Annotated in this window: 41 protein-coding genes; 40 read left to right on the top strand and 1 reads right to left on the bottom strand. The window is 38.1% G+C overall.

Annotated elements, in window-relative coordinates; all coding sequences use genetic code 11:
- Positions 1–80: 80 nt before the first annotated feature.
- The 37 genes from fusA to RZ78_RS04980 all read left to right on the top strand — a co-directional run bounded on the left by fusA (position 81) and on the right by RZ78_RS04980 (position 21,740).
- Positions 81–2,171 carry an elongation factor G gene (gene fusA, locus RZ78_RS05160; protein WP_054608321.1) on the top strand — a complete coding sequence of 697 codons (2,091 nt, stop codon included), beginning with the start codon at positions 81–83 and terminating at the stop codon, positions 2,169–2,171.
- Positions 2,172–2,630: 459 nt separating this feature from the next.
- Positions 2,631–2,939: a 30S ribosomal protein S10 gene (rpsJ, locus tag RZ78_RS05155; RefSeq protein WP_034531495.1), complete on the top strand. Its 309-nt coding sequence runs from the start codon at positions 2,631–2,633 to the stop codon at positions 2,937–2,939.
- 34 nt (positions 2,940–2,973) lie between these two features.
- Positions 2,974–3,609, top strand: coding sequence for a 50S ribosomal protein L3 (gene rplC, locus RZ78_RS05150; RefSeq protein WP_034531496.1), 636 nt, complete (start codon positions 2,974–2,976; stop codon positions 3,607–3,609).
- A gap of 17 nt (positions 3,610–3,626) precedes the next feature.
- Positions 3,627–4,250, top strand: a complete 624-nt coding sequence (gene rplD / locus RZ78_RS05145) for a 50S ribosomal protein L4 (protein WP_034531497.1) — start codon at positions 3,627–3,629, stop codon at positions 4,248–4,250.
- Complete coding sequence (gene rplW, locus RZ78_RS05140) at positions 4,250–4,537, top strand: 50S ribosomal protein L23 (protein WP_034531498.1); 288 nt, start codon at positions 4,250–4,252, stop codon at positions 4,535–4,537. The genes rplD and rplW overlap by 1 nt, the downstream gene beginning before the upstream one ends.
- Before the next feature lie 25 nt (positions 4,538–4,562).
- A complete protein-coding gene (gene rplB / locus RZ78_RS05135) occupies positions 4,563–5,402 on the top strand; it encodes a 50S ribosomal protein L2 (protein ID WP_034531499.1) in 840 nt (279 codons plus the stop codon).
- A gap of 63 nt (positions 5,403–5,465) precedes the next feature.
- A complete protein-coding gene (gene rpsS / locus RZ78_RS05130) occupies positions 5,466–5,741 on the top strand; it encodes a 30S ribosomal protein S19 (RefSeq protein ID WP_034531502.1) in 276 nt (91 codons plus the stop codon).
- Positions 5,742–5,757: 16 nt separating this feature from the next.
- The gene (rplV, locus tag RZ78_RS05125; protein ID WP_034531503.1) at positions 5,758–6,105 is read left to right on the top strand and encodes a 50S ribosomal protein L22; all 348 of its coding nucleotides are present in this window, start codon (positions 5,758–5,760) and stop codon (positions 6,103–6,105) included.
- Positions 6,106–6,117: 12 nt separating this feature from the next.
- Entirely contained in the window at positions 6,118–6,789 is a 672-nt protein-coding gene (rpsC, locus tag RZ78_RS05120) for a 30S ribosomal protein S3 (protein WP_034531504.1), read from the top strand.
- 2 nt (positions 6,790–6,791) lie between these two features.
- Positions 6,792–7,226, top strand: a complete 435-nt coding sequence (gene rplP / locus RZ78_RS05115; protein WP_034531505.1) for a 50S ribosomal protein L16 — start codon at positions 6,792–6,794, stop codon at positions 7,224–7,226.
- Positions 7,216–7,410 (top strand): 50S ribosomal protein L29, encoded by a 195-nt coding sequence (rpmC, locus tag RZ78_RS05110; RefSeq protein WP_034531506.1) that lies wholly within the window; start codon positions 7,216–7,218, stop codon positions 7,408–7,410. Before rplP ends, rpmC begins: the two co-directional genes overlap by 11 nt.
- A gap of 24 nt (positions 7,411–7,434) precedes the next feature.
- Positions 7,435–7,695, top strand: coding sequence for a 30S ribosomal protein S17 (rpsQ, locus tag RZ78_RS05105; protein WP_034531507.1), 261 nt, complete (start codon positions 7,435–7,437; stop codon positions 7,693–7,695).
- A 52-nt stretch (positions 7,696–7,747) separates the two neighbouring features.
- Positions 7,748–8,116, top strand: coding sequence for a 50S ribosomal protein L14 (gene rplN / locus RZ78_RS05100; RefSeq protein ID WP_034531509.1), 369 nt, complete (start codon positions 7,748–7,750; stop codon positions 8,114–8,116).
- 32 nt (positions 8,117–8,148) lie between these two features.
- Complete coding sequence (gene rplX / locus RZ78_RS05095; RefSeq protein ID WP_034531511.1) at positions 8,149–8,457, top strand: 50S ribosomal protein L24; 309 nt, start codon at positions 8,149–8,151, stop codon at positions 8,455–8,457.
- Positions 8,458–8,485: 28 nt separating this feature from the next.
- Positions 8,486–9,028, top strand: a complete 543-nt coding sequence (rplE, locus tag RZ78_RS05090) for a 50S ribosomal protein L5 (protein ID WP_034534416.1) — start codon at positions 8,486–8,488, stop codon at positions 9,026–9,028.
- Between the two features lie 18 nt (positions 9,029–9,046).
- Positions 9,047–9,232, top strand: coding sequence for a type Z 30S ribosomal protein S14 (locus RZ78_RS05085; protein ID WP_034531514.1), 186 nt, complete (start codon positions 9,047–9,049; stop codon positions 9,230–9,232).
- 33 nt (positions 9,233–9,265) lie between these two features.
- Positions 9,266–9,664, top strand: a complete 399-nt coding sequence (rpsH, locus tag RZ78_RS05080) for a 30S ribosomal protein S8 (protein WP_034531516.1) — start codon at positions 9,266–9,268, stop codon at positions 9,662–9,664.
- Positions 9,665–9,695: 31 nt separating this feature from the next.
- A complete protein-coding gene (gene rplF, locus RZ78_RS05075) occupies positions 9,696–10,235 on the top strand; it encodes a 50S ribosomal protein L6 (RefSeq protein ID WP_054608320.1) in 540 nt (179 codons plus the stop codon).
- 54 nt (positions 10,236–10,289) lie between these two features.
- Positions 10,290–10,646, top strand: a complete 357-nt coding sequence (gene rplR, locus RZ78_RS05070) for a 50S ribosomal protein L18 (RefSeq protein WP_081006914.1) — start codon at positions 10,290–10,292, stop codon at positions 10,644–10,646.
- 20 nt (positions 10,647–10,666) lie between these two features.
- A complete protein-coding gene (rpsE, locus tag RZ78_RS05065; RefSeq protein ID WP_034531520.1) occupies positions 10,667–11,170 on the top strand; it encodes a 30S ribosomal protein S5 in 504 nt (167 codons plus the stop codon).
- Positions 11,171–11,184: 14 nt separating this feature from the next.
- The gene (rpmD, locus tag RZ78_RS05060; RefSeq protein WP_034531522.1) at positions 11,185–11,367 is read left to right on the top strand and encodes a 50S ribosomal protein L30; all 183 of its coding nucleotides are present in this window, start codon (positions 11,185–11,187) and stop codon (positions 11,365–11,367) included.
- Positions 11,368–11,392: 25 nt separating this feature from the next.
- Positions 11,393–11,824, top strand: a complete 432-nt coding sequence (rplO, locus tag RZ78_RS05055; protein ID WP_034531523.1) for a 50S ribosomal protein L15 — start codon at positions 11,393–11,395, stop codon at positions 11,822–11,824.
- On the top strand, positions 11,825–13,141 hold the full coding sequence (gene secY, locus RZ78_RS05050) for a preprotein translocase subunit SecY (RefSeq protein WP_034531525.1): 1,317 nt from the start codon (positions 11,825–11,827) through the stop codon (positions 13,139–13,141).
- 30 nt (positions 13,142–13,171) lie between these two features.
- Positions 13,172–13,822, top strand: a complete 651-nt coding sequence (locus RZ78_RS05045; protein WP_277813699.1) for an adenylate kinase — start codon at positions 13,172–13,174, stop codon at positions 13,820–13,822.
- Positions 13,823–13,981: 159 nt separating this feature from the next.
- On the top strand, positions 13,982–14,200 hold the full coding sequence (infA, locus tag RZ78_RS05040; RefSeq protein WP_034531529.1) for a translation initiation factor IF-1: 219 nt from the start codon (positions 13,982–13,984) through the stop codon (positions 14,198–14,200).
- Between the two features lie 33 nt (positions 14,201–14,233).
- The gene (rpmJ, locus tag RZ78_RS05035; RefSeq protein WP_034531530.1) at positions 14,234–14,350 is read left to right on the top strand and encodes a 50S ribosomal protein L36; all 117 of its coding nucleotides are present in this window, start codon (positions 14,234–14,236) and stop codon (positions 14,348–14,350) included.
- A 27-nt stretch (positions 14,351–14,377) separates the two neighbouring features.
- Complete coding sequence (gene rpsM, locus RZ78_RS05030; protein WP_034531532.1) at positions 14,378–14,743, top strand: 30S ribosomal protein S13; 366 nt, start codon at positions 14,378–14,380, stop codon at positions 14,741–14,743.
- A gap of 23 nt (positions 14,744–14,766) precedes the next feature.
- Complete coding sequence (rpsK, locus tag RZ78_RS05025; protein WP_034531534.1) at positions 14,767–15,156, top strand: 30S ribosomal protein S11; 390 nt, start codon at positions 14,767–14,769, stop codon at positions 15,154–15,156.
- Between the two features lie 73 nt (positions 15,157–15,229).
- Positions 15,230–16,180 (top strand): DNA-directed RNA polymerase subunit alpha, encoded by a 951-nt coding sequence (locus RZ78_RS05020; RefSeq protein ID WP_034531535.1) that lies wholly within the window; start codon positions 15,230–15,232, stop codon positions 16,178–16,180.
- Between the two features lie 21 nt (positions 16,181–16,201).
- Positions 16,202–16,585, top strand: a complete 384-nt coding sequence (gene rplQ / locus RZ78_RS05015; RefSeq protein ID WP_034531537.1) for a 50S ribosomal protein L17 — start codon at positions 16,202–16,204, stop codon at positions 16,583–16,585.
- Between the two features lie 176 nt (positions 16,586–16,761).
- Entirely contained in the window at positions 16,762–17,589 is an 828-nt protein-coding gene (locus RZ78_RS05010) for an energy-coupling factor transporter ATPase (RefSeq protein ID WP_054608364.1), read from the top strand.
- On the top strand, positions 17,559–18,434 hold the full coding sequence (locus tag RZ78_RS05005; RefSeq protein WP_054608318.1) for an energy-coupling factor transporter ATPase: 876 nt from the start codon (positions 17,559–17,561) through the stop codon (positions 18,432–18,434). Before RZ78_RS05010 ends, RZ78_RS05005 begins: the two co-directional genes overlap by 31 nt.
- Complete coding sequence (locus RZ78_RS05000) at positions 18,427–19,221, top strand: energy-coupling factor transporter transmembrane component T family protein (protein WP_054608317.1); 795 nt, start codon at positions 18,427–18,429, stop codon at positions 19,219–19,221. Before RZ78_RS05005 ends, RZ78_RS05000 begins: the two co-directional genes overlap by 8 nt.
- A 9-nt stretch (positions 19,222–19,230) precedes the next feature.
- Positions 19,231–20,031, top strand: coding sequence for a tRNA pseudouridine(38-40) synthase TruA (truA, locus tag RZ78_RS04995; RefSeq protein ID WP_054608316.1), 801 nt, complete (start codon positions 19,231–19,233; stop codon positions 20,029–20,031).
- A 121-nt stretch (positions 20,032–20,152) separates the two neighbouring features.
- Positions 20,153–20,596 (top strand): 50S ribosomal protein L13, encoded by a 444-nt coding sequence (rplM, locus tag RZ78_RS04990; protein ID WP_034534424.1) that lies wholly within the window; start codon positions 20,153–20,155, stop codon positions 20,594–20,596.
- Positions 20,597–20,609: 13 nt separating this feature from the next.
- Positions 20,610–21,002 (top strand): 30S ribosomal protein S9, encoded by a 393-nt coding sequence (gene rpsI / locus RZ78_RS04985; protein ID WP_034531546.1) that lies wholly within the window; start codon positions 20,610–20,612, stop codon positions 21,000–21,002.
- Positions 21,003–21,137: 135 nt separating this feature from the next.
- A complete protein-coding gene (locus tag RZ78_RS04980; RefSeq protein WP_054608315.1) occupies positions 21,138–21,740 on the top strand; it encodes an ECF transporter S component in 603 nt (200 codons plus the stop codon).
- Positions 21,741–21,759: 19 nt separating this feature from the next.
- Here the strand turns inward: RZ78_RS04980 and RZ78_RS04975 are convergent, their stop codons facing one another.
- Complete coding sequence (locus tag RZ78_RS04975) at positions 21,760–22,029, bottom strand: hypothetical protein (protein ID WP_054608314.1); 270 nt, start codon at positions 22,027–22,029, stop codon at positions 21,760–21,762.
- A 241-nt stretch (positions 22,030–22,270) separates the two neighbouring features.
- On the opposite strand from RZ78_RS04975, the gene RZ78_RS04970 reads away from it, so the two are divergent.
- The 3 genes from RZ78_RS04970 (at position 22,271) to pcrA (ending at position 25,761) form a co-directional block, all read left to right on the top strand.
- Entirely contained in the window at positions 22,271–22,837 is a 567-nt protein-coding gene (locus RZ78_RS04970) for a glycoside hydrolase family 73 protein (RefSeq protein WP_081006920.1), read from the top strand.
- Positions 22,818–23,393, top strand: coding sequence for a xanthine phosphoribosyltransferase (locus RZ78_RS04965; protein ID WP_054608312.1), 576 nt, complete (start codon positions 22,818–22,820; stop codon positions 23,391–23,393). The genes RZ78_RS04970 and RZ78_RS04965 overlap by 20 nt, the downstream gene beginning before the upstream one ends.
- A 106-nt stretch (positions 23,394–23,499) precedes the next feature.
- Positions 23,500–25,761: a DNA helicase PcrA gene (gene pcrA / locus RZ78_RS04960; RefSeq protein WP_155451849.1), complete on the top strand. Its 2,262-nt coding sequence runs from the start codon at positions 23,500–23,502 to the stop codon at positions 25,759–25,761.
- Positions 25,762–25,770: the final 9 nt, after the last annotated feature.

The following is a 25,770-nucleotide window of genomic DNA, read 5'->3' as shown; positions in this document are numbered from 1 at the left end:
TAATTGAGTGGCTAATGTGTTATTATATTAGCCACTTTTTTACAAAAGAGATTTATTTTTGAGAGGAGAAACTTTTTATAATGGCTAACAAACGTGAATTCCCATTAGAAAAAACTCGTAATATCGGTATCACTGCTCATATTGATGCCGGTAAGACTACTGCTACTGAACGTATCTTGTACTACACTGGTAGAATCCACAAAATTGGTGAAACTCATGATGGTGCTTCACAAATGGACTGGATGGTACAAGAACAAGAACGTGGTATCACTATCACTTCAGCTGCTACTACTGCACGTTGGAAAGATACTCGTATCAACATCATCGATACACCAGGACACGTGGACTTCACTGCCGAAGTTGAACGTTCACTACGTGTTCTAGATGGTTCAATTACTATCTTGGATGCTGCTGCTGGGGTTGAACCTCAAACAGAAACTGTTTGGCGTCAAGCTTCAGAATACGAAGTTCCTCGTATCGTATTCGCTAACAAGATGGATAAGCTAGGTGCTGACTTCGAAGCTTCTGTAGAATCTCTACACGAACGTCTAGATGCTAACGCACACGCTATCCAAATTCCTATCGGTAAGGAAGACACTTTCCAAGGTGTTATCGACTTAGTAGAAATGAAAGCATACATCTACGATCTAGATGAAAATGGTTCAAACTACGATATCGTTGATATTCCTGACGAATACAAAGAAAAAGCTGATGAAGCACGTGCTAACTTAATCGAATCACTTGCTGACATCAACGACGGAATCATGGAAAAATACCTTGAAGGTGAAGAAATTTCTGTACCTGAAATCAAGGCTGCCATCCGTCAAGGTACTCTTAACCTAGAATACTACCCAGTATTAGCTGGTTCAGCATTCAAGAACAAGGGTATCCAAATGTTAATGGACGCCGTATTGGACTTCTTACCATCACCACTTGATGTTCGTCCATACAAGGCTACTGACCCTGAATCAGGTGAAGATGTTGAACTTAAGGCTGATGACAGCAAGCCATTTGCTGCCCTAGCATTTAAGGTTGCAACTGACCCATTCGTTGGTCGTTTAACTTTCATTCGTGTATACCAAGGTACTCTAGAATCAGGTTCATACGTTCTTAACGCAACTAAGGACAAACGTGAACGTGTTGGTCGTTTACTACAAATGCACTCAAATGATAGAACTGAAATCCCAGAAGTATTCTCTGGTGATATCGCTGCCGCTATCGGTTTGAAGAACACCACTACTGGTGACTCACTAACTGATCAAAAGCACCCATTACACCTAGAATCAATGGTATTCCCAGATCCAGTTATTTCTGTGTCTGTTGAACCTAAGACTAAAGCTGACCAAGACAAGATGAACATTGCCCTACAAAAGCTATCAGAAGAAGATCCTACATTTAAGGCTGAAACTGATAACGAAACTGGTGAAACTATTATCGCCGGAATGGGTGAACTTCACTTGAACATCATCGTTGACCGTATGAAACGTGAATTCAAGGTTGAAGCTACTATTGGTCAACCACAAGTTGCCTACAGAGAAGCATTTACTAAGCCAACTAAGGCTCAAGGTAAATTCGTTCGTCAATCTGGTGGTAAAGGTCAATATGGTGACGTTTGGATTGAATTTACTCCAAATGAAACTGGTAAAGGTTTCGAATTCGAAAATGCTATCGTTGGTGGGGTTGTTCCTCGTGAATACATTCCTTCAGTTGAACAAGGTCTAAAAGAATCAATGGCAAACGGTGTTCTTGCTGGTTACCCATTGATTGACGTTAAGGCTAAGTTATATGATGGTAGTTACCATGATGTCGATTCATCAGAAGCTGCATTTAAGGTTGCTGCATCATTAGCATTAAGAAATGCTGCTAAGTCAGCTGGCCCAGTTATCCTAGAACCAATCATGAAAGTTGATATCGTGGTTCCAGAAGAATACATGGGTGATGTTATGGGACAAGTTACTGCACGTCGTGGTAACGTTGACGGTATGGAAGTTAGAAACAAAGCTCAACTAATCCATGCTATGGTTCCACTATCAGAAATGTTCGGTTACGCAACTACATTGCGTTCAGCATCTCAAGGTAGAGGTACTTTCTCAATGACATTCGATCACTACTCACCAGTTCCAGCCGCAGTTCAAGAAGAAATTATTGAAAAGAACGGTGGAAACAAGTAATTAGTGTTTCTAAATTAAGAAGTGTTGATTAATTTCAACGCTTCTTTTTTTGTACATAAAAAAATTATTCATAAAAAATGGGATTTCTTCTATAAATATAGATAAAAAATAAATTTAATAATATTTTTTTGTTTTTTTATTTGATTTGATAATTTAGTTTTATGATCGAATAAACATAATATGGAAGAAAAAATAAAAAAATTTCAATTTTTTGAAAAAAGTTTGAATTAAAAAATTTAAAAATAATTTCAATAAAATGAGTGAAAACCCTTGAAACACCGCAGAAAATCTAGTATTATATACAAGTACCTGTTCGAGGGATTAGTATGCTCTCAAGCAGATATGAGAAAAGCGTTGATGTGGGAGGTTGCGACACACCCGGCCACTTTGTCATGAAGGGTGCGCCGGTAATTTCCACGGAGTTAGTCGTATTTAAAATACAGACGAGGAGGGAAAATAATGGCAAAGCAAAAGATTCGTATCCGTTTAAAGGCATATGAACACCGTACTTTAGATCAATCAGCTGAAAAGATTGTGGCTACTGCGCAAAGAACTGGTGCTAGTGTTTCTGGTCCAATTCCATTGCCAACAGATAGAACTGTTTATACTGTTCTAGCTTCACCACATAAGTTTAAGAAGTCACGTGAACAATTTGAAATGTTGACTCACAAACGTCTTATCGACATCTTAAACCCAACACCAAAAACAGTTGATTCACTAATGAAGCTTGATTTACCAAGCGGTGTTGATATCGAAATTAAACTATAATTAATCAAAATTACAATATATCGGAGGTGTACTCATGACCAGAAAAGGAATCTTAGGTAGAAAAGTCGGAATGACTCAAGTTTTCACTGAAAACGGTGAATTAGTACCAGTTACTGTTGTAGATGTAACTCCAAACGTTGTTCTACAAACTAAATCAACTGAAACTGATGGATACAACGCTATCCAACTTGGTTACGAAGACAAACGTGATGTTTTAAGTAACAAACCAGAAAAAGGTCATGTAGCAAAAGCAAATACAAATCCTAAGCGCTTCATTAAAGAAATCAGAGATGTTGAGCTTAGCGATTACAATGTAGCAGACGAAATCAAGGCAGACATTTTTGAAGCCGGTGACATCGTAGATGTAACAGGTATCACAAAGGGTCATGGTTACCAAGGTAACATTCATAAGGATGGTCAAGCTAGAGGTCCTGAAACTCACGGTTCTAGATACCACCGTCGTCCTGGTTCACTTGGTGTAATTATCAACCGTGTTACTAAGGGTATGAAATTACCAGGTAGAATGGGTAACAAGCAAGTTACTATTCAAAATCTTGAAGTAGTTAAGGCTGACGTTGACAACAACGTAATCCTAATTAAGGGTAACGTTCCTGGTGCCAACAAGTCATTCCTAACTGTTAAATCTGCAGCTCGCGGATCACAAAAATAAGAAAGGAGGAACCATAAATGACAAGCGTAGCATTATACAAACAAGATGGTAGCAAGAACGGAAACGTTGAATTAAACGATGAAATCTTTGCTATCGAACAAAACGACAGTGTTGTATTTGACGTTGTTTTGATGCAAAGAGCATCAATGCGCCAAGGTACACACGCTGTAAAGAACAGAAGCGCTGTTAGAGGTGGTGGTAAGAAGCCATGGCGTCAAAAGGGTACTGGACGTGCTCGTCAAGGTTCAATCCGTTCACCACAATGGCGTGGGGGTGGAATTGTCTTCGGACCAACTCCTCGTTCATACAGCTACCACTTACCAAAGAAGGTTAGCCGTCTAGCTATCAAGTCTGTTCTATCAGAAAAGGTTGCTAACGACAACTTCGTAGTTGTTGACTCATTAAGCTTCGATGCTCCTAAGACTAAAGACTTCTCAGAAGCACTAAACAAGCTAAATGCTTCAACTAAGACATTAGTAGTCTTGGAAGAAGACAACAAGAACGCTGTATTATCAGCTCGTAACCTAAAGAACGTTGAAATCGTTTCAGCTAAAGGTTTAAACACATTGAGCGTTGTAAACAGTGACAAGATTGTCATCACAAAGGCTGCTCTTTCTCAAGTAGAGGAGGTGCTCGCATAATGGAATCACGTGATATTATCCTACGTCCCGTTATTACAGAACAATCAACTGCTATGATGGACGAAAAGAAATACACTTTTGATGTTGACTTACGAGCAACTAAAACACAAGTGAAGAACGCAATTCAAGACATCTTTGATGTTAAAGTTGCAAATGTAAATATTATGAATCTTAAAGGTAAGCTAAAGCGCCAAGGTCGTTTCTCAGGTTACACTAAGAAGCGTCGTAAAGCGATCGTTACTTTATCAAATGATTCAAAAGAAATTAACTTATTTAGCAATAAATAAAATATCAATTTAGGAGGAAAACACCGTGGCTATTAAAAAATACAAGGCAACCAGTAATGGTCGTCGTAACATGACTAGCATTGACTACAGTGTTTTGACTACTTCAAAACCTGAAAAGTCATTATTGGCTCCTAAGTCACACACTGCTGGTCGTAACAACTATGGTCATATGACTGTTCGTCACCGTGGTGGTGGTAACAAGAATCAATACCGTATTATTGATTTCAAGCGTAACCATGACGACGTTGATGGTATCGTTAAGACTATCGAATACGATCCAAACCGTACTGCTAACATTGCGTTAGTTGTTTACACTGACGGTATCAAGTCATACATTCTAGCACCTAAGGGTCTAAAAGTTGGCGACAAGGTTCAATCAGGACCAAACGCTGATATCAAACCAGGTAATGCATTAGCATTAAAGGATATCCCTGTAGGTACAGTTATTCACAATATCGAATTAAAACCAGGTAAGGGTGGACAATTAGTTCGTTCTGCTGGTACTTCAGCTCAACTATTGGGTAAGGAAGGAAAATACGTACTAGTTCGTCTAGCATCAGGTGAAGTTCGTATGATTCTTTCAGTAAACCGTGCAACTATTGGTAGCATTGGTAACGAAGAACACTCATTAGTTAACATTGGTAAAGCTGGTCGTAACCGTTACAAGGGCCAACGTCCACACGTTCGTGGTTCTGTAATGAACCCTAACGATCACCCTCATGGTGGTGGTGAAGGTAAAGCTCCAGTTGGTTACCCATCACCATTATCACCATGGCACAAGAAGACTGTTGGTAAGAAGACTCGTAGTAAGAAGGCTCGTTCCAACAAGTTCATCGTTCGCCGTCGTAAGGGATCAAAGATGTAATAAACTAAGTTATACCTTCGGGTATACACTTCCCTATACAGATTTTGAAGAGGAGGTTTCATAATGTCTCGTAGTTTAAAAAAGGGACCTTTTGCCGATAAGCATCTTTTAAAGAAAATCGATGCTCAAAAAGACCAAGACAAGAAAGACGTAATCAAGACATGGTCACGTCGTTCAACAATCTTCCCTAGTTTCATTGGCTACACTATCGCTGTTTATGATGGAAGAAAGAACGTTCCAGTATATATTCAAGAAGATATGGTAGGTCACAAACTAGGTGAATTCGTACCAACTCGTACTTTCCATGGACATGGAAACGACGATAAGAAAACTGTTTAAGCAAGGAGGATAACAAATGGCTGAACAAGTTACATCAGCAAAAGCTACTGCTAGAACTGTTCGCATTGCCGCACGTAAGGTCCGCCTTGTAGTTGATCTTATTAGAGGTAAAAGCGTTTCAGAAGCAGCTGCAATCTTGAAGTTCACTCCAAGAGGAGCTTCACCAGTTGTTTCAAAAGTTTTAATGTCAGCTGTAGCAAATGCAGAAAATAATTTTGATTTAGATCGTGAAGACTTGGTAGTAAGCGAAGTTTTTGTTAACGAAGGACCAACTTTAAAACGTTTCCGTCCAAGAGCAAAAGGTTCTGCTTCTCCAATCAACAAACGTACTAGTCATATCACAGTTGTAGTATCAGAAAAATAGGAGGGATTAGCCGTGGGTCAAAAAGTAAATCCTACTGGATTACGTGTCGGAGTTATTCGCGATTGGGACGCAAAATGGTACGCTGAAAAAGCTGACTTTGCTAACGATCTTAACGAAGACCTAAAAATCCGTGAATACATTAGTAAGAGACTCGCTGACGCTTCCGTATCAAGAGTTGTTATCGAACGTGCTGCAAAGCGTGTTAACGTTTCAATTCACACTGCTAAACCAGGTATGGTTATCGGTAAAGGCGGATCAGAAGTCGAAAATCTTCGTAAAGAATTAAACAATTTAACAGGTAAGAGAGTTCACATCAACATCATCGAAATCAAGAAACCTGATTTAGATGCAAAACTTGTTGGTGAAAACATTGCTCGTCAATTGGAAGGCCGTGTAGCATTCCGTCGTGCAATGCGTCAATCAATGCAACGCTCTCGTCGTGCCGGTGCTAAGGGTATCAAAACTCAAGTTGCTGGTCGTCTAAATGGTGCAGATATGTCACGTGTGGAAGCATACGCTGAAGGAACTGTTCCATTGCATACACTAAGAGCAGACATCGACTACGCTTGGGAAGAAGCTCACACTACTTACGGATCAATTGGTGTAAAAACTTGGATCTACCGTGGTGAAGTTTTACCACAAGCAGTTAACGATGCTCAAGAAAACGATAAAGGAGGGAAATAAACATGCTAGTACCAAAACGTGTTAAGTTCCGTCGTGAACACCGTGGTAAGTTACGTGGTCATTCAAAGGGTGGAAACACTGTTTCATTCGGTGAATTTGGTTTACAATCAATCGATTCACATTGGATCACTAACCGTCAAATCGAAGCTTGTCGTATTGCTATGACAAGACATATGAAGCGTGGTGGGAAAGTTTGGATTAAGATTTTCCCTCACAAGTCATACACTGAAAAAGGTGTAGGGGTTCGTATGGGTAATGGTAAAGGTTCTCCAGCAGGATGGGTTGCTCCAGTTAAACGTGGAAAAGTCCTATTCGAAGTTGGTGGAGTTTCTGAAGAAGTTGCTCTAGAAGCTTTACGTTTAGCTTCAGCTAAACTTCCTGTTCGAACAAAGATTATTAAACGTGAGGAAGTAGGTGGCGAATCAAATGAAGGCTAAAGAAATTAATGAACTAACCACTGCTCAAATGCATGAAAAAGAACAAAGCTATAAAGAAGAACTATTCAACCTTCGTTTTCAATTAGCTACTGGTCAATTGGAAAACACTGCAAGATTGAAGCAAGTTCGTAAGAACATTGCACGTATCAAAACTGCTTTGCGTCAACAAGAACTAAACAAATAGAATACGATAGGAGGTCAATGTAATATGGAACGTAATATGCGTAAGGTCTACAGAGGCCGTGTTGTTTCAGACAAGATGGACAAAACCATCACTGTTGTTGTTGAAACTTACAAAACACATCCTACTTACGGAAAACGTGTTAAGTACTCAAAGAAGTACAAGGCTCATGATGAAAACAATGAAGCTAAAATGGGCGATGTTGTAGAAATTATGGAAACACGTAAGCTATCAGCTACTAAGAATTTCCGTCTAGTTAATATCGTTGAAAAAGCTGTTATTATCTAACATAAGAATTTTATCGTATTCTGAGTAAATACCGGAAGGAGGGTATTAGCTAATGATTCAACAAGAAAGTCGTTTGAAAGTTGCTGATAACTCAGGTGCTCGTGAACTTTTAACTATTAAAGTTTTAGGTGGATCAAGCAGAAGATATGCAGGTATCGGTGATATCATTGTTGCTACTGTTAAACAAGCAACACCAGGTGGCGTTGTCAAAAAGGGTGACGTTGTTAAGGCTGTAATCGTAAGAACTAAGTCAGTATCACGTCGTGCAGATGGTTCATACATCCGTTTCGATGAAAATGCTGCCGTACTTGTTCAAGATGATAAAAGTCCAAAGGGAACTCGTATTTTCGGACCAGTTGCGCGTGAACTACGTGACAACGAATTCATGAAGATCGTTTCTCTAGCCCCTGAAGTACTTTAATTAATCAATGTCAACCAAGGAGGTGCCAAGAAATGTTTATTAAAACCGGTGACAAAGTTCGCGTTATTAGTGGTAAGGATAAAGGTAAAGAAGGTACTGTTACCAAGACTATCGCTTCAAAAGATCGCGTAATCGTTGAAGGCATTAACATTGTTAAGAAACATCAAAAAGCTTCACAAGCTAACCCACAAGGTGGCATTAATGAAGTTGAAGCTCCTATTCATGTTTCAAACGTTATGTTAATTGACCCATCAACTAACGAACCAACTAAGGTTGGATTCAAAATTGAAAATGGTAAGAAAGTTCGTATTTCTAAAAAATCAAACAAATCAATCGATTAAAATTTAATTGAAAGGAGGATACCTTTCCATGTCAAACCGTTTACAAGAAAAGTACAAAAATGAAATTACAAAAGCATTAGTTGAAAAGTTTAACTACTCTTCAGTTATGCAAGCTCCAAAAATTGAAAAGATCGTTCTAAACATGGGTGTTGGTGACGCTGTTACTAACGCTAAGAACTTAGACGAAGCTGTTTCAGAATTAACTCTAATTTCTGGTCAAAAACCTCTAGTAACTAAGGCTAAGAAATCAATCGCCGGCTTCCGTTTACGTGAAGGTATGTCAATTGGTGCCAAAGTTACTCTACGTGGTGAACGTATGTATGACTTCTTAGACAAGTTAGTTAACGTTTCATTACCACGTGTTCGTGATTTCCATGGTGTTAACAACCGTTCATTTGACGGTCGTGGTAACTACACTCTAGGTATTCGTGAACAATTAATTTTCCCAGAAATTAACTACGATAACGTTAACCGTGTACGTGGATTAGACATCGTTATTGTTACAACTGCTAACACTGACGAAGAATCCAAAGAATTGTTAACTCAATTCGGTATGCCATTTGCAAAATAATAGGAGGGTATAAATAATATGGCTAGAAAAGCATTAGTTGTAAAAAGTGAACGTCCTGCTAAATTCTCAACAAGAAATTACACTCGTTGCGAACGCTGTGGTAGACCTCATTCAGTTTACAAGAAGTTTCATTTATGCCGTCTATGCATCAGAGATCTTGCGCACAAAGGCCAAATCCCTGGTATGAAGAAGGCAAGTTGGTAAAATTAACTATAATTAGATAGGAGGTCTACGTTAATGTCCATGACAGATCCAATCGCTGACTTATTAACTAGAATTCGTAACGCCAACATGGCTCGTCACGATTCAGTTGAAGTTCCAGCTTCAAAAATCAAAAACAACATTGCTGAAATCTTAAAACGTGAAGGTTTCGTCCGCGATGTTGAATACGTTGAAGACGACAAACAAGGCGTTATCCGCGTATTCCTAAAATATGGTAAGAACAATGAACGTGTTATCACTGGTTTGAAGCGTATTTCAAAACCAGGTCTACGTTCATACGTAAAATCTGATTCAATTCCTAAGGTATTAAATGGTTTAGGTATTGCAATTATCTCAACTTCTGAAGGTGTTATCACTGATAAAGAAGCTCGTGCTAAAAAAATTGGTGGAGAAGTATTAGCTTACATTTGGTAATACTTTTTGCTTGAATTGGAGGTGTAATGAAATGAGTCGTATTGGTTACAGAAAGATTGTTTTACCTGAAGGTGTTGAATTATCAACTGAAGGTAACAACGTAACTGTTAAAGGTGCTAAGGGTTCACTAACTCGTGAATTCTCACCAATTATCAAGATGAACGTTAATGATAACGTTGTAACTTTTGAACCAGCAGTTAGATACGATAACAAGACCCGTGCAATGCACGGTACTATGCGTGCTAACTTAAACAACATGGTTGAAGGTGTATCAAATGGTTTTACTAAGACACTTAAGCTAGTCGGTGTTGGTTACCGTGCTCAAGCTAAAGGTTCTGTCCTAGAATTAAACGTTGGTTACTCCAACCCTGTTGAAATGCAAATCAATGATGATCTTAAGGTTGAAACTCCAGATAGTTTAACTATTACTATCAGCGGTATCAACAAAGAACACGTTGGTGACTTTGCAGCTCGTGTTCGTGCTGTTCGTTCACCTGAACCTTACAAGGGTAAAGGTATTCGTTACGAAAACGAAGTTGTACGTCGTAAGGAAGGTAAGACAGGTAAGTAATGAGTTAGATCTCATTGCTTAACTATTTTAATTAATATTTAAGAGGTGACTATTTTGATTAATAAACCAGATAAAAACAAGACACGTCAACGTCGTCACTTGCGTGTCCGTAACAAAATCTCTGGTACTGCTGTGTGCCCACGTTTGAACGTTTACCGTTCTAACAAAAACATCTACGCTCAAGTTATTGATGACGTAGCGGGTGTTACGCTTGCTAGTGCCTCAACTCTAGACAAAGAAGTTAACGGTTCAAACAAGACTGAACAAGCATCATATGTTGGTGCTTTAGTTGCCAAACGTGCCGTTGAAAAAAATGTTAAAAATGTTGTTTTCGACCGTGGTGGTTACTTATACCATGGACGTGTACAAGCTCTTGCTGAAGCTGCACGTGAAAACGGACTAGAATTTTAATAAAAGGAGGAATAACCGCAATGGCTGAATTTATTGATCCAAATAAATTAGAACTTGAAGATACTGTCGTATCAATCAACCGTATTACTAAGGTTGTTAAAGGTGGACGTCGTCTACGTTTTGCTGCTTTAGTTGTTGTTGGTGATAGAAATGGTCACGTCGGATTCGGTACTGGTAAAGCTCAAGAAGTTCCAGATGCTATCCGTAAGGCTGTTGAAGATGGTCGTAAGAACTTAATTAGTGTTCCTAAGGTTGGTACTACTATTCCTCATGAAATTATCGGTACTTATGGTGGTGGTAAGATCATGTTAAAACCTGCTGAAGAAGGTTCTGGTGTTGCCGCTGGTGGTGCCGTTCGTTCAGTTATGGAATTAGCTGGTATTGACGATGTTACAAGTAAGCGTTTAGGTTCAGATACTCCAATCAATGCTATTCGTGCTACTTTTGAAGGACTAAAAGCATTGAAGAGTGCAGAAAAAGTTGCTACTTTACGTGGCGTTTCTGCTCAACATTTAGCAGAATAAGGAGGGGTTAGAAGATGGCTCAATTAAAGATTACTTTAACTCACAGTGCAGAACACCGTCTCCCCAAACAACGTAAAATTGTTAAGGCGCTAGGTTTAGGTCGTATTAACAGTACTGTTGTTAAACCTGACAACGAAGCAACTCGTGGAGCATTGTTCCATATCGCACACTTAGTTAAAGTTGAACAAGTTAAGTAATAAATAACAAGGAGGTGCACTTCAAATGAAATTACATGAATTAAAAGCTGCCGAAGGTTCACGTTCATCAAGACAACGTCTAGGTCGTGGATTAGGAAGTAAAGGTAAGACTTCTGGTCGTGGACAAAAGGGTCAAAAGGCTCGTAGTAAGACACGTGTTGGATTCGAAGGGGGCCAAATGCCTTTCTACCGTAGAATTCCTAAGCGTGGTTTCACTAACATTAACCGTAAGGAATACGCTATCGTTAACTTATCTACTTTAGATCAATTTGACGACGGTGTTGAAGTTACACCAGAAACTTTAATGGAAGCTGGTATCGTTAAGAGTGCCAAGGATGGAATTAAGATTCTAGGTAACGGTGAACTTAACAAGAAGCTAACTGTTAAGGCTAACAAATTTTCTGATGCTGCTAAATCAGCCATCGAAAATGCTGGCGGTAAGATCGAGGTGATCTAAATGCTATCAGCCTTGAAAAACGCTTTTAAGGTAAAAGATATTAGAAATAAAATCATGTTTACTTTGGGAGTATTGATTGTTTTTAGATTAGGTGCTTATATTACAGTTCCTGGTATAAATGCTAAAGCACTCCAAAGCGTTGCTTCATCTGGCTTGGTTAGCATTTTAAACACCTTTAGTGGTGGTGGATTAACTAACTATTCACTATTTGCTATGGGTGTTTCACCATATATTACTGCGCAAATCATCGTTCAACTATTACAAATGGACATCGTTCCTCGTTTTGTTGAATGGAGCAAACAAGGTGACGTGGGTAGACGTAAGTTGAACCAAGTTACCAGAATACTTACAGTATTTCTTGCTTTCGTGCAGTCTATTGGAATTACAGCCGGATTTAACACTTTAAGCAGTTTGAACCTTGTTCAAAATCCTGGTCCTGCTACTTATTTGAGTATCGGTTTAATTTTAACCGGTGGTTCAATGTTAACAACTTGGATGGGTGACATGATTACTGATCGTGGTATCGGTCAAGGTGTTTCAATGATCATCTTCGCCGGTATTATCGCAAGAATTCCTACAGGAGTTCAACAATTATATAAGGAATACATCGTTGGAGATACTTCTTCACAATTATGGCCTTCTATCTTATTCTTAGCTGCGCTATTCGTTGTAATTCTAATAATTGTTACTTTTGTTACCTGGTTCCAACAAGCTGAACGTAGGATTCCAATTCAATATACTAGAAGAGAAACAGGCGCGGGTGACAATAGTTACCTACCTTTAAAGGTTAACGTTGCCGGTGTTATCCCTGTTATCTTCGCCAGTTCGTTTATCTCAACACCACAAGCAATCTTGCTTTTCTTTGCAGGTAAACATTCTGGTGATGGTTGGTACCAAGTATTGAGTAACGTATTTAATATGCAAACTCTTTCAGGTGCTACCTTATACACTGTATTAATTGTTGTCTTTACATTCTTTTACGCTTTTGTTCAAGTTAACCCTGAAAAACTTTCAGAAAACTTGCAAAAACAAGGAAGCTATATTCCAGGTGTTTGGCCAGGAAATGGAACTCAAACTTACGTATCAAAAGTCTTAATGAGACTTAGCGTAGTTGGAGCCCTATTCCTAGGAATTGTTGCTTTAATTCCTTTAATTGCACAAAACGTTTGGAGCTTAGACGAATCCATCGGTTTAGGTGGTACTAGTTTACTAATTGTTGTTGGTGTTGCCATCGAAACAATTAGACAAATTCGTGGTTTAATGATGAAACAAGAATATGTTGGATTCATTCAATCACCTCGTCCAAATGATTTATAAAAGTGTGAATGGAGGTAATTAAATATGTCAATGAACTTAATCTTAATGGGGCTTCCTGGAGCTGGTAAAGGTACACAAGCTGAATCCATTATTGAAAATTATGGTATTCCACATATCTCTACTGGAGATATCTTTCGTGCCGCTATAAAAGACCAAACTGAAATGGGATTAAAGGCAAAACAATATATTGACAAAGGGAACTTGGTTCCTGATGATGTAACATGTGGAATTGTTAAAGATCGTCTTGCACAAGATGATACTAAAAAAGGATATATGTTAGACGGTTTTCCTAGAACTATCGAACAAGCAAATGCTTTACAAGAAATTTGTAAAGAGCTTGATCGTCCATTGGATGCTGTTATAAATATTGACGTTGACCCTAAAGTTCTTGTTGATCGACTTTCTGGTAGATTTATTTGTAAGAACTGTGGTGCCACTTACCACAAGCTATACAAAATGCCAAAAGTTGAAGATACTTGTGATATTTGTGGTGGCCATGAATTTTATCAACGTAGTGATGACAAGCCTGAAACAGTTAAGAATCGTTTAGATGTAAACATCAAGATGAATACACCATTAATTGATTTTTACAAAGAACGTGATTTATTATTCACTGTTGATGGTGGTCAAGATATTGATGATGTTACTAAAGACATTGACAAAATACTTAAGCAATTCTAGTAATTGCTTCTGCGGCTAGCATTTGTTGCTGGAAGTATGTTTGTGTGATAAACTAACCCATGTGTATTTGCGATTAGCTACATGGCGGTCTTTGTCGATAATATCTTGGCATTTGGCTACCTTTATGTAGTAATCGTATTTTTCGAGGAGGAAAATTCTTTGTCTAAAGATAATGTTATTGAAATTGAAGGTAAGGTTAGCGAAACCTTACCAAATGCTATGTTTCGTGTTGAACTAGAAAATGGTCACGAAATTTTAGCTCACGTTTCCGGTAAGATTAGAATGCATTACATTCGTATTTTACCTGGTGATCGTGTCACAGTTGAAATGTCACCATATGATTTAAGCAAGGGACGTATTACTTACCGTTATAAGTAAGGATACTGTCTTGAAGTATAGGAGGGTTATATAATGAAGGTTCGTCCATCAGTAAAACCAATGTGTGAAAATTGTAAAGTAATTAAGAGAAAAGGCCGTGTTATGGTCATTTGCTCAAATCCAAAACATAAACAAAGACAAGGTAAGTAATTTTATATAAACAGGAGGTGTGTTTGAATGGCTCGTATCGCCGGAATTGATTTACCACGTGATAAGCGTATCGTTATTGGTCTAACTAGCATCTTTGGAATCGGTCAAAGCAGAGCTGCTGAAATCCTTTCAAAGGCTGGCGTTTCAGAAGATGTTCGTGTTCGTGATCTAACTCCAGACCAAGAAGATAAAATCCGTGAAGTTGTTGACAATTACAAAATTGAAGGTGACTTACGTCGTGAAGTAAGAATGAATATCAAGAAGCTTCAAGAAATTGGTTCTTACCGTGGAATGCGTCACCGTCGTGGTTTACCTGTTAGAGGTCAACACACAAAGAACAACGCCCGTACTCGTAAGGGTAAAAAAGTAACTATTGCTGGTAAGAAAAAATAATAAATAAAGGAGGTTAGTAAATCATGGTTCAAAAGAAAGGTTCTCGTAAGCGTAGAGTAAAGAAGAACATCGAATCTGGTGTTGCTCACATTCACTCTACTTTTAATAACACATTAGTTATGATTACCGACATGCAAGGTAATGCAATTGCTTGGTCATCTGCTGGTGCTTTAGGATTCCGTGGAAGTCGTAAATCAACTCCATTTGCTGCACAAATGGCTTCAGAAGCCGCTGCTAAGACAGCTATGGAACATGGTATGAAGACTGTTGAAGTTGCTGTTAAAGGTCCTGGTTCAGGTCGTGAATCAGCTATCCGTGCACTTCAATCAACTGGTTTAGAAGTTGCTGCTATTCGTGATGTTACTCCAGTTCCACATAATGGATCTCGTCCTCCAAAGCGTCGTAGAGTTTAATTTATTCTCATCTCTGTATGATGGACTAATTAATATTTAACTCAGAGCGTTTTGAAAGGGGTAGAAGATAAGAATGATTGAATTTGAAAAACCTAATATTCATAAGATTGATGAAACTGATAATTATGGAGAAGTTGTTGTTGAACCACTAGAACGTGGATACGGAACAACTCTTGGAAACTCGTTGCGTAGAATTTTACTTTCATCTTTACCTGGTGCAGCCGTAACTAGCATTCAAATTGATGATGTTTTACATGAATTTTCTACAGTACCTGGTGTTGTAGAAGACGTAACTCAAATTATTTTAAATGTTAAGAAGATTTCATTGAAGTTGGATGCCGAAGATGGCGAAGACAAAGAAATGGAAATCAATGTTACAGGTCCAGCTCAAGTAACTGCTGGAGACATTCAGGCTGATGGTGATGTAACTGTCTTAAATCCAGACTTACACATCGCTACAGTTGCTGAAGGTTCTACATTCCACATGAGAATGACTGCAAACAAGGGTCGCGGATATGTTTCTGCTGATGAGAATAAGGCTCGTAATGATGGAATGCCAATCGGTGTCTTACCAGTTGATTCCATTTATACCCCAATCGAACGTGTTAATTATCAAGTTGAAAACGCACGTGTTGGTCAAAGATCTGACTTTGATAAGCTAACTCTTGACGTTTGGACTGATGGTTCCATCACTCCTAGTGAAGCAATTAGTTTAGCAGCCAAGATTCTAAACGACCATCTTGCTATGTTTGTTGATCTTACCGATGAAGCCAAGAACACTGAAGTTATGGTTGAAAAGGAAGAAACACACAAAGAAAAGATGCTTGAAATGACAATTGAAGAATTGGACTTATCAGTTCGTTCATACAACTGTTTGAAGCGTGCAGGAATCAACACTGTTCAAGAATTAACCAACAAAAGCGAAGCAGACATGATGAAGGTTCGTAACTTAGGACGTAAGTCACTTGTTGAAGTAAAGAATAAGTTAGAAGCCCTTGGATTGTCATTGCGTAAAGAAGATTAGTATAAAGGAGGATATCCATTTATGAGTTACCGTAAATTACAACGTACTAGTGCACACCGTCGTTCATTACTACGTAACCTAACTACTGACTTGTTAGTAAACGGTGAAATTAAGACCACTGAAGCTCGTGCTAAAGAAGTACGCTCAACTGCTGAAAAGATGATTACTCTTGGTAAGCGTGGAGATCTTCATGCTCGTCGTCAAGCTGCAGCATTCCTACAAAACGTAGTTGCTGACGCTAAAGAAGATGGTGATGACGTAACTGTTACTACTGCATTACAAAAGCTATTTGATGAAATTGCTCCTAAGTATGCAGAACGTAACGGTGGTTACACTCGTATTCTAAAGACTATGCCTCGTCGTGGTGACGGTGCATCAATGGTTATTTTACAATTAGTTGATTAATTAATCGTAAACTTAATTAAATAGTAACAACAAATCACTAGGGCTATTGATATAAAGCGTTATGATGATGGGCAAGCCCCAAGTCTAGCTTGAATGGAGCTTTGCTTCGCATCAATAGCCTATTAGTGATTTTTTTATACATAATTTTAAACGGGGTGAATGAAGTGTCTAGTAAGATTATCAATGTATCAAACCTAAAATTTAAATATACTGATTCAACCAACTTTGCTGTAAATGATTTATCCTTTGATATTAATGAAGGTGAATGGGTATCCATTATCGGAAAAAACGGTAGTGGAAAATCGACACTAATTAGCTTACTAGATGGTTTATTAAAGGCCCAAAGCGGCAGTATCAAAGTTGATGGAATTGAATTAAACGAAGATACTGTTAATGACATAAGAGATAGAATTGGGATTGTTTTCCAAGATCCTAACAACCAGTTTGTGGCATCAACGGTGCAAGATGATATCGCATTTGGTTTAGAAAACAGAAACATGCCACAGGATAAGATGAAGGCTGCGGTTGAAAAGGCGTTAACTGACGTTGATATGTTGGACTATGCTGAAAAGGACCCAACAAGATTGTCAGGTGGACAAAAGCAACGTGTTGCCATTGCGGGGATTCTAGCCATGAATCCAAAGATTATTATCTTGGATGAAGCCACTAGCATGTTAGATCCAAAAGCAAAATACTTAATAACAAATTTGATTAATGAGGTTAGAACAAAGTATAATCTAACTGTATTATCGATTTCACACGATATTAACGAAATCGAAAAATCAGATCGTACGATTCTAATTCGTGACGGTAAGATGGTATTAGATACCACTCCACAAAAGCTATTCACTGAATTAGACAATGTCGAGGAATATGGTTTGAAGCTACCTTTCTCAGAACAACTACGTTTGAGATTAAAGGAAGAGGGCTTTGATATTTCTGATGACTATTTGAATGACGAGGAGATTGTAGAATGGATAACGCAATATTATTCAAAAATGTAAGCCACGTATATCAAGAAAACACGCCATTAGAATTTCATGCTCTAGAAGATGTCTCATTGAAGATAAAGAGTGGTTCTTTTGTTTCAATTATCGGTAAGACTGGTAGTGGAAAATCGACATTGATTAAACACATCAATGCCTTATTAAAGCCAACTAGTGGTAGTGTCACAATTGGTGATAAGGAAATCACAAGTCGTACTAATAACAAGCACCTAAAGCCACTCCGTCAAAAGATTGGCATGGTATTCCAGTTTCCAGAACAACAACTGTTTGCGGAAACAGTGGAGGAAGACATTGCCTTTGGTCCAAGTAACTTTGGCGTTACCGGAGACGAACTAAACGATACTGTGATGCATGCATCTGACTTGGTGCATTTAGACCATGACCTATTGAAGAAGTCACCATTTGATTTATCGGGTGGTCAAAAGAGAAGGGTAGCGATTGCTGGAGTTTTAGCAATGAACCCAGAAATCCTAGTGTTAGATGAACCAACAGCTGGTTTAGATTTAGAGGGACAACAATATATCCTCGACTTGATTAGAAGACTTAATCGAGAAGAAAACATGACAATCGTTTTAGTTAGTCACCAAATGGATGACGTCGCCAAATACTCTGATCGAGTAGTCGTGATGAGTGGCGGTAAGGTTGTTAAAAAATGTTATCCTGACGAACTATTCACGGATGTGGATTTCTTGAACAAGTATGATTTACAAGTACCTGAGACTGTTAAGATTACCAAGGATTTGGCTGATAAAGGTGTAGAACTTGATAAGTTATCTTTAGACGCGGACGAATTAATTAACGGCATCATTAATAAATTAAGGAATGAAGATAAGGATGAATAACTTTATATTTGGAAGATACCTTCCTGGTAACTCACTAATTCATAAAATGAATCCAGCCGCCAAGATGTTAATCGCATTTGCCTATATCATCATGGTTTTCTTTGCCAACAATTTAATTACATACGTCGTGATGGCAGCAACTGTGTTGTTATTCGTCTTGTTATCAAAGTGTTCTTTTGGATACTTCATCAAGGGATTAATGCCAATGCTGTGGGTAATTATCTTCACAGTCATGATTCAGGTATTCTTTGGATCAGGTGGTCACGTTTACTTCTCATGGGGAATTGTTAAACTAACAAGCTATGGAATTTTAAACGCAATCGTATTAACGATTCGTTTTATGCTAATCATTGCGATGTCGACTGTGTTGACACTAACGACATCACCACTTGAAATCTCACAAGGTATTAGTTCGTTATTAAAACCACTAAAGCGATTTAATTTCCCGGTTGAAACTTTCTCTTTGATGATTTCAATCTCATTGAGATTCGTGCCAACCTTAACGGATGAAACTAAATTAATCATGGATGCACAACGTTCTCGTGGTGTCGACTTCGGTGATGGGGGACTAATCAAACGTGTTAAGGCGTTTGTCCCATTATTGATACCTTTGTTTGTCAGTGCCTTTAAGCATGCCGATGATTTAAGTATCGCGATGGAAGCAAGGGGATATCAGACTAACAAGGAACGTTCTCACTTTCATACATTTAAATGGAAACCAAATGATTTTGTATGCATGCTATTAATTTTAGTCATGGCGATAGTTATATTTATATATAGGAGTTAGATAATAGAAATGTCATATCGTTATAAAATCACGATGGCTTATGATGGAACCGACTTTTATGGGTTTCAACGTCAGCCAAAGAAAAGAACCATCGAAGGAATCTTAACCAAGATTGTTAATAAGATGGCCAAAAATCCGGACCCAGCGATTACTGTTTATGGATCCGGTAGAACAGACGCAGGGGTCCATGCATTGGGACAGGTCGTTCATTTTGACTTTCCATACGACCTTCCTGAAGAAAACATGCTAAAGGCATTGAACAGTATGCTACCTTTGGATGTTCAAATTAAAAAGGTAGAAAAGGTCCCAAGCGACTTTCACGCTAGATACGATGTATCAGGTAAGCGATACATGTATCGAATGGATATGGGTGAATTCCGTAATCCATTTAAACGTAGATATACAGCTCAATGGAGATTCCCGGTTGATATCGACAAGATTAACATTGCGCTAAAGGACTTGATTGGTGAACATGACTTTACTAGTTTTGTTGCGTCAGGTTCATCAGCTAGAACCAATGTCAGAACCATCTACGAAGCAAAATGTCGAATTGATGAAAAAGAAAATGAATTGATATTCGAATTTTACGGTAATGGTTTCCTATATAACATGGTCAGAATCATGGTAGGGGTTTTAGTTGAAATTGGTTCAGGTTCAAGGGATGTACATGATATTTTAAGACTATACGAAGTTAAGGATCGTACTGAAGCAAGAAGAACGGTTCCCGCTAGCGGACTATACTTAAAACATGTATACTATGAGGGAGATGATCCTGCTCATCCTACAAAACTACCTCATCATCAAAGATGATTTTAGGTTGACTTTATAATTAAAAAATTGTAGTATAAAGCATGGTATTGTTTGCCCCACAATAAGCCCCGGAAACTTATATTGGTGTCGAACAAACACAGAAACATGGAGGAAGATTAAAGTGCGTACAACATATATGGCAAAACCAGGTGAAGTAGAACGCAAGTGGTACATCATTGACGCAACTGATATCAGTTTAGGTCGTCTATCAACTGTCGTTGCTTCTATTTTACGAGGAAAAAACAAGCCAACATTTACACCTCATGTAGATACTGGCGATAACGTTATTGTTATTAATGCTTCAAAAGTTGCATTAACAGGTCGTAAAGCTAGCGATAAGCTATACTCCCACCACACAGGTTATTTAGGTGGTCTAAAACAAAAAACTGCTGGTCAAATGTTAAATGATACTCCAGACAAGTTAGTTGAAACATCAGTTAAAGGTATGCTACCAAGTGGTACATTAGCTCACAAGCAATTACTACACTTACACGTATACGCTGATGCTAACCATGCTCACCAAGCACAAAACCCTGAAGTATTAGACATTAATAACCTAATTTAAGGAGGAAACTTAATTGGCTCAAGTACAATATCGCGGCACAGGCCGTCGTAAAGACTCAGTAGCCCGAGTAATTTTAGTACCCGGTACTGGTAAAGTTGTTATGAACAAAAAGGATATTGAAGATTACATTCCATTCCCTAACTTAAGAGCAGTGGTAATGCAACCATTCAATGTTACTGAAACATCAGGTAACTACGATGCTTTAATCAATGTTAACGGTGGTGGTTTCTCAGGACAAGCTGGTGCAGCTCGTCACGGAATCGCTCGTGCATTGCTAGAAGTAGATCCTGACTTCCGTGCTTCATTAAAGAGTGCCGGTTTATTAACTCGTGACGCTCGTATGAAAGAACGTAAGAAACCAGGTCTTAAGAAAGCTCGTAAAGCTGGTCAATTCTCAAAACGTTAAGATACACTTATCTTTTTGTTTTCAAAAGAACTTCCCGTGTGGAAGTTCTTTTTTTATACATAAGTGGACTTATTAATTAAAATAGTGTTTAATATTCAATGTTGTTTTATATGAAAGTAAAATCTCAAAGAGGAGATGATAATCATTAGAAATAAAGCTTATAAGATGAACATCTTATCCGTGTTTATCGCAATAATTATCGTACAAACAAGTATCCCTGGATTGGGAAACATTCCAATTGGACCACTTAGCGTTACCATCATTCCAATCACAGTTGTATTAGCTGCAATCTTGCTTGGCACTAAAGATGGTGCAATTGTTGGTGGTGTTTGGGGATTAATCACATTTGTCCGTGCATTCTGGTGGCCAACCAGTCCTTTAGCAATCTATGTATTTACCAACCCACTAGTCTCTGTTCTACCAAGAATTCTAGTTGGTTTAGTCGCTGGATTAATTTTCAAACGTCTATACAAACCTAACAAGCCATATCGTATGTACATGGCAATCACTGGTTTTGTTAGTTCACTAGTTAATACCATTGTGGTGTTAGGATTAATCTATGTATTCTATCGTGGGGATGCATTTAATATTTACCAAATTAATGTTGATCAATTACTACCATACTTATTGTTCGTAGCAGCAACCAACGGACTAGTGGAAGCCATTCTATCTGGTGCATTGGTACCAGTGATTGGTTCACCACTATTGAAAATACGTAAAAAAAGCACCGATGACTAATGTCATCAGTGCTTTTTTATTAATTTTCGTCGGCTTCACTATCTTTGTTTTTCCCTTTTGAGTTGTGAGGTCCTTCTTTTACCATGGTAATGTTCTTGTTGTTAATAACGATCTTTCCGTGGTATTTGTCCTCTAATGCAGGATCGGTAGTTTGGAAACCAATCATGTATGAGTTGTTGTATCCTTTTTCAATGATTCCTTGGAATTTCTTCTTTTCTAGCATGAATGAAACTTGGTCACCAACATCAAATGGTGATTTGTCATTGCTTGTTAATTTATCTTTTACCAAAAGCATACATCTCCTAACTTATACCTTAAAATTACAGAAAAATGAGTCATTTGTCAATTAAACAATATTTAAGTTAAAATTTGATTTTCTTTTTTTTAGCGAATAGTTTAGAATATTAAATAATATAAGGAGAGGTTCTGTGAGTAAAAGAAGATATCGAAAAAGAAGAAAGAAGAAAACATCTAACTTTGGATGTCTTATTTTTATTTTAATCGTTGGCGTGCTGTTATTCGCAGTCGGAATGAAGATATTTGATCGAATTTACACGTATGATTCATATACACAACAGAATGTGTTAAAGAAGCATCGTAAGTTTATCAATTCTTTATTACCGGCTGCAAATGATGTGCAAAGGCGTTACAACATCCTAGTTAGTATCAGTTTGGCCCAAGCAATCCTTGAGTCAAACTGGGGAACTAGTCAATTATCTAGTCAATATAATAACTTATACGGTGTTAAAGCGTCTGGAAACCAACCATCTGTGAATCTTTCTACCCAAGAGTTCGTAAACGGCCAATTTATCACCATCACTGGTCGTTTTAGAGTATATAACAGTTGGTCCGAGTCAGTCGAAAGCCACGCGTTATTGCTCGTAAATGGGACTGATTGGAACCCAAATCAGTATAAGGATGTAATTGACTCAGATAATTACGTTGCTGCTGCCAAGGGTCTACAAGTTGACGGATATGCGACAGATCCAACATATCGCAATAAGATTATTGAAATCATCCGTAAATACAAGCTATATCAATATGATAAACAAACTACCACTACAGGAGGAACATCAAATGAAACTACTGGAAGATAAGATTAAAGAAGTCGGTCGTGTACTACCAGGGGATGTATTAAAAGTTGATGCATTTCTAAACCATCAGGTTGATCCTAGATTGATGGCTGAAATGGGTAAGGAATTTGCCAGACTATTTAAGGACGACAACATTACTAGAATCGTAACTGTTGAATCTTCCGGAATTGCTCCTGCAGTAATGGCTGGATTATACATGGATGTCCCAGTTGTGTTTGCTAGAAAACATAAAAGTTTAACACTAACAGATGACGTATATACTAGTGAGGTATATTCATACACTAAACAAACCAGCAACCAAATTAGTATCGATAAAAGATTTATTCAACCCAATGACCGTCTGTTAATCATTGATGATTTCTTAGCCAATGGCCAAGCCGTTCAAGGATTATTGGACGTATCAAAGCAAGCTAATGTATCAGTTAATGGAATTGGTATTGTAATTGAAAAATCATACCAAAAGGGCCACGATTTGATTGAAAAGACAGGGATTCATCTAGAATCACTTGCCAGAATTAAATCACTAGATAACGACAAAGTCACTTTTGTAGAAGATTAAAAAGAGTCGGCATAATTTGCCGACTTTTTTATTTGGTGCTAAATGAAAATATGCCCAGCTATGATATAATTAAACTATATATAAATTTGAGAGGATTGTGTTTTTTGTGCCAGTAAACGATTTAATTTCAGGAATGAATGATAAACAAAAAGAAGCAGTATTATGTACCGAAGGTCCTCTATTGATAATGGCCGGTGCAGGTAGTGGTAAGACCCGTGTCTTAACTCATCGCATTGCTTACTTAATCGAAGAAAAAAACGTATTGCCATGGAATATCCTAGCAATTACCTTTACCAATAAAGCAGCTCGTGAAATGAAAGAACGTGTTTCTAACCTACTAGATTACGGTGGAAACGACGTTTGGATTTCAACTTTCCATGCTCTATGTGTCAGAATTTTAAGAAGACACATCGATAAGATTGGTTTTAACCGTGCATTTACCATTGCCGGTAGTAGTGAACAAAGAACCTTGGTAAAGAGAATTCTAAAGGACTTCGATATTGATCCTAAGAAGAACGACCCAAGAGCAATTCTTTCAGCTATTTCAAACGCTAAAAATGATTTATTAGACCCAATTCAATACAGTGAATCAATTGACCATAACAGTCCATTTGAAGAAACTGTATCAAAGGTTTATGAAGAATACCAAAAACGTCTTCACGGAAACCAAGCATTGGACTTTGATGATTTAATCATGTTAACCATCCAATTGTTTGAATCTGACAAGGAAACATTGGAATACTATCAAAACAAATTCCAATACATTCACGTTGATGAATACCAAGATACCAATGAAGCGCAATATAAACTTGTTACTATGCTTGCTAAGAAGTACAGAAATATTTGTGTTGTTGGTGATTCTGATCAAAGTATTTATGGTTGGCGTGGAGCCAACATGAACAACATCTTGAACTTCCAAGATGACTACAACGATGCTCACACAACATTACTTGAACAAAACTACCGTTCAACTAAGAACATCTTAAGTGCTGCTAACGACGTTATTCAAAACAACGTTGCTAGAAAGGCCAAGAACCTTTGGACCGAAAACAAAGAAGGGGACAAGGTTTCATACTACCGTGGCCAAAGTGAAATTGATGAAGCGCGTTTCGCAGTTACCCAAATTCAAAAGATTATGGATGAAAAGCATTATTCATACAACGATTTTGCTATCCTATACCGTACAAACGCTCAATCACGTATCATTGAAGAAACACTTCTAAAATCAAACATTCCATACAACATTGTTGGTGGACACAAGTTCTACGACAGAAAGGAAATCCAAGACATCTTGGCTTACCTAACACTAGTCGCTAACCCAAGTGATTCAATGAGTTTAGAACGTATCATCAATGAACCTAAACGTGGAATTGGTGCATCAAGTGTTGATAAACTAAGAGTTTTCGCCGGTGAAAACGGTTGGTCAATGCTAGAAGCTGCTAAGAACGTTGATTTAAATAACACACTTTCAAGTCGTGCTAGAAACTCAATTGACGACTTTGCCAACGTGATGACTAAGATTCAAAAGGTTGCCAAAGAAGGTAGCGTAACTGATGTTGCCCAACACGTATTGGATGACACTGGGTACCTAGCTGAACTAAAGAAGACTAACTCACTTGAAAACAAGGCACGAATTGAAAATATTGAAGAATTTATTTCAGTAACTCAACAATTCGATACCAACAGAAGCGAAGAAGACAACGAAGATGGTAACGAACCATTAACCGACTTCTTAGCAGATTTAGCCTTAGTTTCCGCACAAGACGACGTTGAAGAAAATTCTCCACAAGTAACCCTAATGACACTTCACGCTGCCAAGGGACTAGAATTCCCAGTCGTATTCTTAATGGGAATGGAAGAAGGAATCTTCCCACTAGGTCGTTCAATGGAAAATGAAAAGGAACTAGAAGAAGAACGTCGTTTAGCATACGTGGGAATTACCCGTGCGCAAGAGAAACTATTCTTAACCAACGCGTTCTCAAGAATGTTATATGGTCGTCGTCAAACTAATCCTGAATCTCGTTTTGTAAACGAAATTTCACCTGAATTAATTGAATCAGAAAACAACTTTGCACAAAGCAGTACTGTAAAGACACCATTTGATTCAAATAGAAACCAACGTAATGCGCGTTTTGCACAACAACGTGCATACAAGCAACCAGCTAAGAAGGTTCAAAAGCCTGAAGGAACTGGTGCTGACAAGAAGGCATGGACTGTTGGTGACAAGGTCGAACACAAGGCCTGGGGAACTGGTACTGTTGTTAAGGTTAACGGTACTGGTGAAGATATGGAACTAGATATTGCCTTCCCAGACAAGGGATTAAAGAGACTATTAGCTGCATTCGCACCAATTCAAAAAGTTCAATAGAGGTGAGCT

This window comes from Apilactobacillus kunkeei, from assembly GCF_001308195.1.
In the GTDB taxonomy this organism is placed as follows: Bacteria; Bacillota; Bacilli; order Lactobacillales; family Lactobacillaceae; genus Apilactobacillus; species Apilactobacillus kunkeei_C.
Note: the sequence above shows the minus strand (reverse complement) of the source record. Positions and strands in the feature narration are given on the sequence as shown.